Origin of the sequence: Persicobacter psychrovividus (assembly GCF_036492425.1) — a bacterium.
Lineage (GTDB): Bacteria > Bacteroidota > Bacteroidia > Cytophagales > Cyclobacteriaceae > Persicobacter > Persicobacter psychrovividus.
On the sequence record NZ_AP025297.1, the window covers coordinates 166,390 to 180,660 of the forward strand.

The following is a 14,271-nucleotide window of genomic DNA, read 5'->3' on the forward strand; positions in this document are numbered from 1 at the left end:
AAAATATCGTGCAGCAGGGCTCAAAATAGAGCGTATTTGCAGTAAGATAAATAGAGAAAATTAATGTTTTTCATGTTTAAAAAATTAGCGGTAGATAAGTTAATTTTACCTCAAAACCTATTGGGTAACAGCAACAGAAGCATCCGTTTGATCCCACAAACGATAAGGGTCGTCATGGGCTTGCATTTGCTCCAATAACAACTGTTCCATTTCCTGACGCTTTAGTGCGTATTCTGGCTTATCTGCCAAATTGGTCTCCATCGGGTGGCTCCGCTTATGCTCAGGTAAATACTCGTGGGAATTTTGCTCCAAATTGAACAATTGGGTCTGTTGTATTTGCCCCTGCATCAAATCATATTTGATCAGCTTCCATCCGTCTTTTATGACCGTTCGCATCCCCGGCTTAGTGCCTCCTGCATACACCCCATACATTACCTCCCTGATGGTTTCCTGCGAACCATCCAGTAGTGGAACCATGCTTTTTCCTTCCACCGTTTCAGGAATAGGAATTTCTGCCAAATCGCAAACCGTGGGCAAAATATCAGATAAATACACATTACCCTTCACCCGCTTTCCTTGCTTTACGCCTGGCCCCTTGACAATAAAGGGCACCCGCAGACTATGCTCATACAAATTCTGCTTTCCCATCAGCCCATGTCGTCCAAGTGCAATCCCATGATCTGAGGTATAAATGATGTATGTATTCTCAAGCTCCCCCATTTGCTCAAGCCTATCCAATACTTTAGCCAACTGTATATCAATATTTTCTGAACAGGCCAATTCTCTTCCCTGCTCATTTCGTATGGTCGCTTCATCCCGGTTTTTCCAAACCCCACTCACCCGCTCTTCATCACGTAAGTCCGGATGCCCATGAAAAAACGGGTGTTCAGTTAAATAATTATCTGGCAGCGGTGGCTGATTAGGATTGAGTGCAGGCAAATGCTTGGAAGATTTATGGTTTACCGCCCCATATTTTTTCAACAAGTCGGGTTTGCCATTTCGGGTATCATGCGGATGTGAGAAACCAAAATAGATGAAAAATGGTGCTTCTTCTTTTTGCGCTACACGACCATCAAGGTAATTTAACACCTGCTCAGCATGCCAAGCACTTCCTGTTTCATCCGTGCTCCCTCTTTTGGTTTTATCTTTTACAACACTGAATTGTTTGTTGGCTCCCGGGTAAGAATTACCAGCCTTGCAGGTTCTCATCGTTTTGTATCCTGCTCGGTTGAATATCGCCCCAATACTCATGGTATCGAGCGGGTCTGCTGCTGTTTGATTTTGAAATTCGGCACTTTTGGGTAAGTGCCATACACTACGGCCTGTCATGATCATGTGCCGAGATGGGGTACAAACTGCTCCATTCATCGAGCCCATGTGCCTTGCCGCATCAATCACCACACCCTCTTCTGCAAGCTTATCAATCGCAGGGCTATTTAATGGTGAGGAGGCATTATACACCTTCAGGTCAAAAGGAGTTTGATCGTCCACAAGAACGAATAAAAAATTAGGCTTCTTCTTGGCTTGATTACAAGATCCAAAAATGGCGATGGCAGCGAGGGCCAGGGCGGTTTTTCTGAAAAAATTAGATATCATAATAGATTGATTTTTGCCCTTCTACCTGTAGCTATCACTAATTTATTTTAGTCTAAACCACTTATTTGCTCCTGACCTTCTTGGGCATTAATTAATAAAATTAAGCACCAAACAATCCTCACAAAGGAGTCGCCTTCTTACCATAGCTTGAAAGCATTATCCCTCATTATTATTTGGTGCATCTTTAATTACTTCATATTCACCTGCTGTTCAACAGCTGTAGAAACAGGCTTATCACTATGTTCTTCCCGAATTAATTGACCTTCAAGGAACTCTTTAGTAACAATCTTTACCTGACCTTGCTCCAGGCCTGAAATCTTGATTTGCTGCTGACGGCCATCTTTGAGGTCAATCAACAGCTCATCAGCACTCAGCGCAGTCACTTTACTTACCTTCGATTCATTTTCAAATGGTTCGATTACCGAGAGGTATCGTGCTTTCTTGCCTTTGGTGCGCACCGCCATATTTTTCAGCCTCGATGCCTCATCTCCCAAAGGAAAATCACCACCAACCATGGCCTCAAATTTTACCGCATTCAAGCCTTCAAGATTCACTTTTACTTTCCCTGTTTTATGAGTATTTGCGGGCATAGCAGGCGTAGAAAATTCCATTGGCGCTCCCTGAATTTTTATGGGTCCACCGTAGTAGTCCTTGCCTTTTACTTCTGGAACCACAATATTATCGTACTTCAATGGCAATTCCGATAAGTAAACATGAGAACCATCCGCAAGGATCAAGCGTGCATTTCCCCAAAACAGCGTATTGTTTTTCACCCTATCCTCAGTCCTTGAAATTAATTCCAACTCCTTCGCATTGTTTAGATCTACCGTCACTGATTTGGCCCCAAGGATCCATGCTCCCGTGCTGTCATTCAGCACTTGCTCCCCATCACAACTAATGCTGTACCATAGTTTTTTATTGACCTCCATAGATTCTGTAGAAGTCCCTATCATCACCTGAGCCTCTTTTGGCCATGCATTGTAAATATCCAGTTTCAATGGACCATCTTCTCTATTGGGCATTCTTACCCCCCGGTTATCACAACCTTCACCAAAACACATTTCAAATTGCGATTTGGCTGTTCCTTTGACCTGATACCAATCACAATCGGTAATGAACTGTGCTGCACCCAGTGGGTCGGTATTCATTTGGGCAGTATGCTGCTGATGTTTTACCTCCTCAGCGGTGATGCCCTTGAAGCCTTTGACTTGAAACATCCAGTCAAACTGATGCTCCTCTTTACCTTCGAGATAATCCGCCAACACCACATAATCGTCCATCACAATCAAGGCTCTTCTCTGTTCAACCGGCTCGGTTTTTCCAGTGATCTCCCCGTAAGCAGGTGCATCTTCGGGGATCACCAGCGAACGGCTTTCGTCCCATGCCTTTTGGGCAAAGCTACTGCCAGGTCGGACAATCCCTCCGTAGGGTGCATAGCTCCACTCCGAATTGGTTTCTACAACTGTAGCCTGCATCATGTTGCCAGGATAAAAGAGTGATTTGCTATTTTGTACGGGCAGCTGCATTTTTTCATCCACCACTACCATATTCTTATTAATGGAAGTTTGTTTCCAGAACTTATACATATAACTATGATAAGTAAACCAATAGGCCAAAGTACCATAGAAGCTTCTACCATAACGTGCCATATTGACTAAATTGGTACGATCAAAATGCCCGTGGTAGCCACCATGTGAGCCATAATGCAAAGATGCCTGTATTTGTTCCCGTTGTGCTCTGTCTTTGGTTTGGGATCTGAGTTGTACAATTCCCATATTGTCAGCATAAGCTGAACGCTTCATTTTTTCGGAATCCACTTGTGGTAAATCCACCACCCCATATAATAAATCTCTATCGTTTCCCCGTTGAATTACAGCAGCATACTCAGGGTCTCTGTATATGTAGTAAGCCAACTCGTAAGGACGGCCAGCAACCTCTGATTCTACTGCATCATTTACCGCCATAATCACACCGCGATAATCCAAAAATGCAATCGTAGCATCCCACATATCTTTTATCGTAACACTGTTTTTTTCTATTGCCCCCCATTTCTCAAACTCCATTCCATAGATGCCTCCCTGACGACGGCTTGCCAACAAAGAAAAATGCTTGCTTGTACCGATAGGGAATTTTCGGTCCTTGAGGTTAATACCCCATCGATCCAATGCCAAAGCCATTTCAGATAATTCTGTAGCTACCCATGTATTATATCCTACTGCACACTCATACCACCAGCCATCGTTCATGATGCCATGCTCAATATGTTTGTAAATTCCCGTAGGTCCCTCCAACAATTGATTGATCAAATGCCAATCCTGTAAATTCAACGCACAATAAAAAGCAGCCGTAAGTTCCGCCACGTTCCAGTTGCTGATTGCTCCTTTGCTATTTCCCTTTAGGGTCTGATTAACAAAAAGCCTAAAGGTTTCCTGAATCTGTCGATGATCCGCTTCACTGAAAACTTCACTCTCACGAACCATATCATACATTCTGCCAGCCGCTTGCCAGAATTTCCCTTCCCCCACAAAAACATTGCTTCCTCCCACAAGTGTTGCAGGGTACCCCGTCTTTGGGTCAGACAAACGCATCAACACTTGCGCACATTTCCGGGCATAATCATCATTTTTGGTCAACTGATACGCAACCCCTGCATCATAAAATCCATTCCCATTAGAATTGAAAACAGATTTACCTAAAGGACGGCCATCCACATCCGAGAAATCATTATGCTTAGGAATCTGCCAACGATCCGCTTTTCTAATATAGGCCTGTTGGTCTTTTTTTCCCCAGTCATAATTTTTTGTCTTTTCCCGAATTTCTTGCCAGCCATCCTTATCAAAAACAATATTAGGATAAGGCAAGCGAACGGCGGTAATAAACTCGATGGTCTCCTCAGAGCCTGCCAAACCATTGGAAATCGTCTTGATCACCTGCTTCTCTCGGATTCCTTTAGGCAGATGTGATGGAATATTTACATCAGCAAAAACAGTTTTCACCTCTCCGACCTTCATGTCCAATGTGGTCTGACTAAGGGCAACGTCCATAGATTCCCAGCCTTCTCTTTGAACCAATAAGCGAACGCTTTGAGGCTGTTGGGTCGTGTTGCCTACTTTGATTTCATATCTGACTGTCGTGCCTACATCGGCTGATTTCCCCTGTATTTCAGCTTCCAGTGAAGTTGTTAATCCTTTAGTCAAATAGACCTCTTTTATTCGATAATCTTTTGCCGTATTAGCAGAAATCAATAGGTGCTTTACCGCAAATAAAGTCCCTCTTCTTTGCCCAAGATCAATATCAAAGAGATCCCATGGCACGAATACGGTGTTCCATCCTTTATTTTTAATTCTAATCTGGGCAGTACTGATTGGGTTTAGTTCGGAGTAATCAAGACTATCAACCTTCAAGGTTACTGTAACATCTGTCGGTTGGTCTTCTTTCAGAAAAAGATCAAATCGAACCCCCGCGTATGGCGTAAAGTCTGCGGCATCTCCATGAAAGGGTCTGGATATCCCCGGAAAATACACCCGATTTTGATCATGGTAAGTATAAGAAAGGGTATCACCTCCGCTGATCACAGCGGATTTTTTTTGTACACTCGCGATGCCCTTCCAATCTGAAAAATCAATTGCTCCGACCCGCTTTAAGGGTTGTGCGAATACTCCTGAGGCAATAGCACTCAAAAGCAGCATTAAAAAATATCTTCTCATAATTTCCATGAATTATAGGCTATTCACATTCGTTTAATTTACTTCAATGGCACGCATTTCACCTTCCTCAAAGGCGTAGGATTGTCCATGTAGCTTTATTTCTACTTTCGTATTATTTTCCAAAAACCACTGCCCATTGCTTTTTTTCAGCATAATATTGCCTTTACCTTTTGCGTTGATTTGGCATAAATTGCTATTTAAAACCGAACCATTGCCCACAAAAAACTGGCAATCCCCTGAAGTTTCAGTAGAGAAAACAGCGTAGTCAGCATCAGAACGTTTGTCATCAACCACAGCTATTTTCCCTTCCGTTGAACTGAAAATAAAATCCTCTCTACCTGATTTATGGGTCAGGTGAACCCCAGCAAATGCCTGATTTCCATTCAGATCATCCAAGCCCTGAATACTTTGTATTTGCTTGCCTGTATCTGCTGTAAAGGGCTCATATATTGCGATAAATGGGTGGTTTCTTGCTTCTCCATGCTGACGTGCAGCAAAGGTCAGATAAGGATTTTTGCCAATATCATAAGCGACATCAGTGCTATGCTTAAAGGATTTACACGGAGGTGTTTTCATCGTGAATATTTCACGCCCCTCGGTCCCCTTCATCCATAAGTTCATAAATACTGCTGGCTTGTCATGCGTTCTTTCAACCTGCCATTGAACTTGATAATCTTTATTGTAGCCTAAGGATTTTTTGTCCCACATATAATCGAGCGCATATAAATGACCTCCGGCAAACCCCATCTCTTCAGATGGTTGTAGCACCAATGGAGTGCCTTCCCCATCCATCACTTCCATTTGTTGACCAAGATTATGATAAAAGTAATCATGGAATTTGTCTCCTTTGCGTTGCTTACTTGATCGGAAAATGTCAATATAAAATCCCGTACGGTCATTGGTAGAAACAATCCCTACGGTACGGTCCTGATCGCTTTGCGTTTCTGGTTCAAGGAAATACACCTTACTGTAAGTTAGTGAATGATCGGTTTGCTTCACCTTTTTTCCTGCTGTTGGATATTGACCAATCAAATCAAAAGCATGATTACTAAGCATTTCAGTATAGGAAGAGACCCCATCAACCATCACGGTATTATGTGCCGGGAACTGCGAATAGTATTCCAAATATATTGGTTCCAGGTAGTTTGCGCCCTTCCCAGGATCAGCCCCCTGAATCAGACCTTTTCCATACAATTCCATATTAATGCCATTTGCATGCATATGATTGCCTAAAGAAGCATTCAGTGAAACCATCATGCCATCTTCTCCATGTCCAATTCGCTGCGCGTGCCAGCTGACTGTTGGGGCATAAAAAGTAGTCGATAAATAATCCTGAATGTCTTTACCTTTATATTTATCATTTAATTCAAGTGGACTCATGGCAAAAAATGCTGTTATCCCCTTTTTTCTACCAAAGTCAACCGTCTTGTCGGTATTCGGCTCCATAGCGTACAACAATTGTGTAAAGGTCTTTTCTTTTTGCGCATCGCCATATTTTTGAGCCAATCGAATGATCTGCTTAACCGCTGAGGGGTTGAGAGGACCATAATAAGAATCGCCAAATCCGATAGACTGCCCATTTGGAAAAATATATTGAGGAAGAACCTCTACCGCTTTATCCATCACTGGCAAATATGGCAACAGGTTTACCCCAAATGCATTATCGAAATTGGTAACAAAATGCATCACGGCATCGGTTACACCCTGTGCATAACCAGGGCACTCATTCCAGATTCCATTTTGTGGATCATAACCATATTCAATAAATTTTCCCAATGACCATTGTCTGGCTGAGGTTTCATTTAGAATATAATTAATGTAATACTGACGCCCTTTACCGTCACTATATTGGTCATCATCATTCAAGACCATGAGCGCTTTCAGGATAATATTTGCCTGATGCAGGTTCCAGTTATTCTGTGGGACACCATTTTTGATGATTTGATCAATCCACCGCTTAATCGTATGATCATAAACATTGATTTTGTTATCAGTTTTATTATCAATGTATTGATGTAAAAAATCGTAAATAACGGCAATCTGCTCCAAAGCTTTTTCGTGAATCACCTGAAAGTGGGTGAAGCCTACCAAGGTTTGAATATGACCATTAAGCAAATCTATTGGCTCAGATCTGTAAGACATTCCGGATAAATAAGTATCGAAAATATCAAAAGCAAATTGCGCATATTTTTCATCTCCTTCCAGCCAATAAATAAAGGCTGACTCTGCGGCAAGGCTTAAAATATGCACGTTGATGTTAGAGATGATCGTTCCTGTTTTGGAAATTTCTGCCCATTCAAACGGATGTCCTTCTTTACTTTTATTGGGTAGATACATCCCTCTCGGATCGTCCATATACGGGAGTATGTCTTCCAGTTTAGGCTTCCCATAGGGGGTGGTAGCATTTCTGCACCCATCAAATTTAACGGTAGGAATAGGCGCCTGCCCATCTGCATAGGCATAATCTACCCCATTCACATATACATTGGTTGCTTTACTTTTCCAATACATCTGAAGCCTTGAAACCATCCACTCCTTATCACGCGTATGTTGATCAACATAATGATCCACCCTACGGTGTAGGTGCTCAAGATTTTGCTTTGCCCACGCTTCTTTCTTTATAAGCCGTTCTAGTTTTTTCTTGCTGATATCTGCCGTATAGATCCGCGGATATTCAGCCGTTAAATTATCAGGAACGGGATAAGTAATTGTTGCCGATTGTCCCCATGAAAAGAAAGGGCTGCTGAACAATAGCAGAAAAAATAATACTTTAAATAACTTCATATCAAAAAATCAATCTCAAACTACCCACTAAAAATCAATCCGTTAAATGCCTTTCAGCTGATAAACTTTAAAATTATCCAAGGTCATGTGGTTATGAACCGTCCGTAGGCCAAAATTACCCTCGGTATACGGGTTGTCATCTCGATAATCAAAAATCAAACGTCCATCGCGATAATATTGAATAATACCATCATAAGCGATCAGTCTAATTTTTACCGTGGTATTTGGCGTAAGTAAATATTGTTTATCGGTTAGGTCATATTGCGGGAGCAAAGGTTTCTCACCCGTTCCCAAATATTTTCTAAAGCGTGTTTTGGTATTGTGGTGCCCTCCCATTCCCACATAATACAAACTCAAAGAATCATAATTAGGGAATCGGCCCTGTCGAAAATCTGAGTTCGCAAAAAGTTTGTCATGATGTGTATGATCGGATGCCATCCAGAAGCAATTCAAATCAGATACGCGGTCATATTCACCACCTTTTTGAATCAAATGTGCATCATATTCAATCATGGTCGGTCCTTTAAGTTTGGGCTTGAACCAAACCGTACAGCCACCAGCGTCATTTACCTCCATTTTACCATCTCGAAGCTCGACACTTCCGTTAGGCATTTGTTCAACCAACCAGTTGCTCAGGTCATGGTCAAAATTATCACTGTGTATTAATTTAGCAGAGACGGAAAGGTTTTCTGTCAAAGATACCTCTTTGACTTCTTCAGGCTTACAGCCAATGAAAGCGTAAGCTATAATGATAGAAATGATAACAAAATTGCGCATAGCAGCTATACTTTTGAGATATGAAATTAAACTTCAACTATATTTTCCTCAACTACCTGAGGCGTCTTTTGATTAACCTTCAAGGCAAAGGCAGAAATCAGCAAATAACTCGCACTTAGCAAGATGATGATTACAGCTCCGATCTGCGAGGATAAAAAATCTGACAACAGCCCCATAGCAAAAGGAATGATTGCTCCACCGAATACGCCTGTAATCATCAGTCCCGAAATTTCATTGGCTTTATCCGGCTGTGCTTTTAGTGCCATACCAAAAATGATGGCAAAGACATTGGCAATGAAAAAACCTATCACACCGTATAAAATGAAAATGCCCGTTTTATCACTCACCACCAATAGCGCCCCCAACGCCAAAACAGCAATCACCATGCTGATTTGATAGAATTTTTGGGGTGCCATTCTACTCAAAATGAATGCCCCCGAAAATGCGCCAAAAGTTCTCAGAGCAAAATAAACACTTGGTCCATAACCTGCTTCTATGGCATTCAAGCCACATCTTTCCATCAGGATTTTGGGTGAGGCAGTATTCATTCCTACATCAACACCAACCACAAAAAGAATCCCCAAGAACAATAAGAGAATCGTTTTATCCCCTAAAAGTGAGACCACTTCTTTAAATGAACTTGGTCTTTCCGTATTTACCTCTTCTTCAATGGAAGTAAATGACAGCCAAAGCGTGGCCAACAAGGTGATAACAGCGTAAATCGGGAAGATATACTGCCAGTTATTAAAATATCCAGCCGCAAAGGCCGCAATAAAAGGAGCCGAAAAGGAAGAAACCGCTTTTACAAATTGCCCAATGGTCAGGCTACTTGTCAGTTGCTCTCCCCTGACTACATTCGACAATAGGGGATTCAGTGAAACCTGCAAAATAGTATTGGCAATGCCGAGGACAGCAAAAGCAAGCAGGGCCATACCAAAAGAATAATCGATCAGTGGAATGAACATTGCTCCAATAGTCAGTACATTACTTAATAAAACTGTTTTCTTGCGTCCTATTTTGTTCATTAACATCCCTGTTGGAATTGAAAAAATAAGAAACATCGAAAACAAAGCCACAGGGATTAAATTGGAAAGGGTATCCTGATAATCTTGGCCAAAACCAGTAAGCAGGTCTTCCTTGACATGCGCAACGGTAATGCCTACCACATCACAAAAGCCCATTACAAAAAAACCGAACATTACAGGTAATGCGGCATATTTAAAATCTTGCTTCATAACAAAAAAATGAATTCTATAAAAAATGGGTGCACCACCCCTGAGGTAGAGGGTGATGCATCAAATAAATGTATTGAGTAGATAATTTGATAAACAAACTATCGGGTCTTAGTTACCTCATTTTCTTTAGGCAGGCTGGCTTCCAACGGTAATTTTCACCACTGAAACAAATGGATTTACCGCCTGCTTTGGCAATAAAATTGTGTTTCCTTCGACTTGAACTTTTGTATGCTCAGCTCCCAAAATGGTAGCATTAACAATTTTAGCACTCGGGTTAATGGTCAATTTCCCATCAGCAGGCCAATCGATTACATGCGCATAAATAACGTTCTCTTTAGAAGTATAAACTCCCCATTCAGGGCGTTCAAACGGACTTGCTTTTGCTCCATAAATGGATTCCCCGTTGGTCTGAATCCAAGCACCCATTGTTTTCAATCGATCCACACTTTCTATGGGTACATTGCCAAGGCCATCAGGACCAATATTCAACAGGAAGTTTCCTCCTTTGGAGACAATATCGACCAAACTCTGAATCAACAAAGTGTCACTTTTCCAGTTATCGTCTGATGGTTTGTAACCCCACGAACCGTTCATGGTAAAGCACGCCTCCCAATCCTCATCGATACCCGTCGCAGGCACTTCTTTCTCTGGTGTGCCGAAATCTCCCGCAAAGTTTCCTTCCACATTGAATCCTGCCATGCCATTACGGCCCTTGTCCACTCGGTTATTGACAATCGTCTGCGGTTGCAAATCAAGGATATAATCATACATTTCCTTACCCATCTCGGTGGTATAATCAGCAATCCATTCACCATCAAACCATATTACGCCAATATCTCCATATTTGGTTAGCAACTCACCCACTTGTGGCTTGAGGTAATTACGGAAATACTCAGGAAATTCCGGATTTGATTTGGTTTGATCATCTTGACCAATATTGTAATCGGGATAGAAAACAGACTGTGCCTGTGGGTGATGCCAGTCCGTGATGGAATGATAAAGACAGAATTTAATTCCTTGTCGATCACATTCTTCAGCCATTTCTTTCACAATATCACGCTTGAAAGGCGAAGTATCCATTATATCATAATCCGTTACCTCAGAATCCCAAAGACAGAAACCATCATGATGCTTGGAAGTTAAAACAATGTATTTCATTCCTGCATCCTTCGCTAAGCTAACCCATTTCTTAGCGTCAAAATCTACGGGGTTAAACTGCTGTGGGTATTTCTCATATTCTTCGATGGTCATGTCCAGCTTGTCCATTACCCATTCTGCTCCACCCCAACAGGTAGAATCATTGTATTCTCCGCCCAACATAGAGTAGGCTCCCCAGTGAATAAACATTCCAAATCGAGCTTCACGCCACCATTCCATGCGCTGATCGTCGGTCAGCTTCACCTCTTCCGTCTTTGTTGCTGCTGTATTACATGCCATACTGATGGCCAATGATAGCATACATGCCAATTTATAAATTGTCTTTTTCATACTAAAAAATTTTATAATTCACGATTATAGCCCGCTGGATAGCGCTTGGCTTCGGAGTTCTTTATTGATATTAATACTTCTTTATCCGATGAATATTGGTACTTGCCATTTTTGTAGTTCAATGCAGCTGAAATATCCGAACCATCCGCAGATTCAATTCGGTAGCCATGATGTGAAAGCATTTTACCTTTCCCTAAATAGAGATAATCAAAGTTTTCGCCCTTAAAGCTCGAAATAGCAAAGGTGCCTTTGAAATTTGCCTGACCTCCAACGAGGTGTTGCTCATCATTTGTTGAGCTGATGATGAATTGCTTCAAACCATTTTTTGAGTCCACTTCCAATGCCGTCAGGCTGGCTTTGTCCTTTTCGATCGCTTCAACATTAGCGATTTGTGCATTACCCTTATTGTAAGTTTCAAACACCGATACGAAAGGGTGCTGTTTAGCATTATTCTTTTGTTGCCTAACAATGAGTGTGGGGGTGGTCTGTGGACTACGATTCACACCCGCCGGCGTGATGGTTCCCAGTAAAGTGGTTGGTGGTGCGTTAACGGTAAAGACCGCACGGTTTTGTTGACCTAACATCCACAGGTCTGTAACCAAATCCACTGAGGCTGTATCGATTGTCCATCGGGCAATAAAATCGCTGTTCCAATCCGCCTTCTCAGGATCTTTAAAGTAATCATATGCCTTATTGTACTGATCACCCAGCGCAAAACCTTTCCGTTTCGATAATGGCTTTTGTTCGGTGTTGAATACCTCTAATTTATTGCCGAGGTTATGATATAGATAATCATTGTCGTTAAGATCAGATCTAAAAATATCAACATAATAACCTGAGGACTCAGAAGTACGAACCATCGCTACCAATCGACGTTTTTCATCTGCGGAAATATCTGCGAATGAACAATTTTCAGAAGTAACGGTCGTATTGTAAAACCCATTATCACCAACGGCAGGATCAATTCCATTAACAGAAATCTCACCATGAGTATAGCCCGGTAGAATTGTATTGGAGCCAGTGGCGCCACTAAAGTAGCCGAAGTCTTTTGACCAATAAGATTCATATGCAGAAGCTTTTGGAGAAACCGCCCAACCCTTGGCGTAGATTTGCATGGCAAGACCATTCTTTGATAAATGTGATCCGTGATCTCCTCCGTAGAGGGTAAACATCATGGCGTTGTCAATATCATTACCATTTTTCTGAATAATATGACGATGGCGCTTGGAGAAAGCAGTGCGCTTATAGGGCAATTCAGCATCCAAATTTGCTAACGGCTCATACAAACAGATGCCCTTCCAGTTGGTACTGTTTCGATCATATTGCCCCAGTTCAATTCCTTTCTTGATGATCGAGGCCAGCTCATTGGCCTCCTTAGCCTTGCCTTCTTTTGTAAAATAAGTAAGGACGTCCTCAAAGACCTCATAACTAAAAGGACCGCCTCTCATATCCCCAAAGACAACCAAATTACCACGAGCATCCAACCAGTTAAGGTTCGCCAAAACTGCTTTCAAAATCATGGGGTTATCGTCCATGGTATTGATCCCGTTGGTATACAATTTCATCCCCATATCAAATACCGTAGGGATCATCCCAGAAGCATAGCCAGGAGATTCTGGCCACAAGCCTGTTTCTTTGTCCCAGATTTTCATGATATCTGGCAGCGCCTCATGATATTCGGTCGTGTGTTCGGTATAGTATGGAATGTAGTATTCTTTTCCTTTGCCGTCAGGGTAAAAGTCATTGGACTCCAGTACCAACATACTGTTCAGGATATTCTTGAATCCATTCACATTCCAATTACCCAATTTTCCACCACGAATCAACCCTAAGTCTATGTATCTTTTGAATACAACCCCAGAGGCTTCAACAACGGATTTATTTAATTTTTTAAGATGTGGATGCGGATGCGCTTGTAGGAAGTCATATAGAAAATCATAAATAACTGCTGCGCTTACCTGGGTATTATCATGTATTTGCTCTACATCATAATATCCAAGTATGCCTCCCGGCTCATAACCACCTGGGCCTTTGGTCGATTTATTCGGGTCCAACATTGGCTCCATATAATAGGTGCCGAGCATCCATGTCCAATAAATATCAGCGGCAAAGGTAGCATACTTTTCTTCTTGAGTAACCCAATATAAAAAGGCTGACTTTTCTGCCAATTCCAGAATTTCCAAATTGTTGTAACGGATCATATGTCCCGTTTCCTTATATGGAATCAGCTTCACCTCTGCATTTTTTCCTGAGCGGTCAATGCCCAACATATCCCCCGTTTCATTATAAGGAGTGCGCGATTCCAGTGGGACATTTTTATAATTATTCCAACGACGCATTCCCGGGAACCGAACCGTAGGCACTGGAGCATTCCCCTCTCCATAGTCCCAATCCTGATGTTTATTCAGATAACATTGAGTATAACGTTCTCCTTGCTTCCAATACATGGACAAGCGGGAAGTAATCCAGTTGGGGTCTTTGATATGCCGGTCTACATAGGGCAAAATTTCATTCTGAATATTCTGATAGGACTTTTTTGCCCATGGTTGCTGCTCTATCTTTTCAACCACCGACTCATGGTCTGCATCCTTAACATATATACTCGGGTGCATTTTATCAGTAGGCTGACAAGCCATTGAGAAAAAGATCGACAATACAAAAAGTATATAATTTTTCATAAATTA

7 protein-coding genes are annotated in these 14,271 nt (G+C 41.9%); all 7 read right to left on the bottom strand.

All coding sequences use genetic code 11. From position 1 onward, the window contains the following. Nucleotides 1-117 precede the first annotated feature (117 nt). Nucleotides 118-1,596 carry a sulfatase family protein gene (locus tag AABK40_RS21520; RefSeq protein ID WP_338399220.1) on the bottom strand — a complete coding sequence of 493 codons (1,479 nt, stop codon included), beginning with the start codon at nucleotides 1,594-1,596 and terminating at the stop codon, nucleotides 118-120. Between the two features lie 188 nt (nucleotides 1,597-1,784). Continuing rightward, the gene (locus tag AABK40_RS21525) at nucleotides 1,785-5,303 is read right to left on the bottom strand and encodes a COG1470 family protein (RefSeq protein ID WP_338399221.1); all 3,519 of its coding nucleotides are present in this window, start codon (nucleotides 5,301-5,303) and stop codon (nucleotides 1,785-1,787) included. A 33-nt stretch (nucleotides 5,304-5,336) separates the two neighbouring features. Continuing rightward, entirely contained in the window at nucleotides 5,337-8,087 is a 2,751-nt protein-coding gene (locus AABK40_RS21530) for a hypothetical protein (protein ID WP_338399222.1), read from the bottom strand. 42 nt (nucleotides 8,088-8,129) lie between these two features. Beyond that, nucleotides 8,130-8,864 (bottom strand): DUF6250 domain-containing protein, encoded by a 735-nt coding sequence (locus tag AABK40_RS21535; RefSeq protein ID WP_338399223.1) that lies wholly within the window; start codon nucleotides 8,862-8,864, stop codon nucleotides 8,130-8,132. Between the two features lie 26 nt (nucleotides 8,865-8,890). Next, nucleotides 8,891-10,099: an MFS transporter gene (locus AABK40_RS21540; RefSeq protein ID WP_338399224.1), complete on the bottom strand. Its 1,209-nt coding sequence runs from the start codon at nucleotides 10,097-10,099 to the stop codon at nucleotides 8,891-8,893. Between the two features lie 126 nt (nucleotides 10,100-10,225). Next, nucleotides 10,226-11,587, bottom strand: a complete 1,362-nt coding sequence (locus AABK40_RS21545; RefSeq protein WP_338399225.1) for an alpha-L-fucosidase — start codon at nucleotides 11,585-11,587, stop codon at nucleotides 10,226-10,228. 11 nt (nucleotides 11,588-11,598) lie between these two features. Further along, nucleotides 11,599-14,265, bottom strand: coding sequence for an endo-acting ulvan lysase-like protein (locus AABK40_RS21550; protein WP_338399226.1), 2,667 nt, complete (start codon nucleotides 14,263-14,265; stop codon nucleotides 11,599-11,601). Nucleotides 14,266-14,271: the final 6 nt, after the last annotated feature.

Bases quoted from the DNA above. Each gene is read 5' to 3' on its own strand.
- AABK40_RS21530 (WP_338399222.1), bottom strand. From the start codon at position 8,087: ATGAAGTTATTTAAAGTATTATTTTTTCTGCTATTGTTCAGCAGCCCT.
- AABK40_RS21535 (WP_338399223.1), bottom strand. From the start codon at position 8,864: ATGCGCAATTTTGTTATCATTTCTATCATTATAGCTTACGCTTTCATT.
- AABK40_RS21550 (WP_338399226.1), bottom strand. From the start codon at position 14,265: ATGAAAAATTATATACTTTTTGTATTGTCGATCTTTTTCTCAATGGCT.
- AABK40_RS21540 (WP_338399224.1), bottom strand. From the start codon at position 10,099: ATGAAGCAAGATTTTAAATATGCCGCATTACCTGTAATGTTCGGTTTT.
- AABK40_RS21545 (WP_338399225.1), bottom strand. From the start codon at position 11,587: ATGAAAAAGACAATTTATAAATTGGCATGTATGCTATCATTGGCCATC.
- AABK40_RS21520 (WP_338399220.1), bottom strand. From the start codon at position 1,596: ATGATATCTAATTTTTTCAGAAAAACCGCCCTGGCCCTCGCTGCCATC.
- AABK40_RS21525 (WP_338399221.1), bottom strand. From the start codon at position 5,303: ATGAGAAGATATTTTTTAATGCTGCTTTTGAGTGCTATTGCCTCAGGA.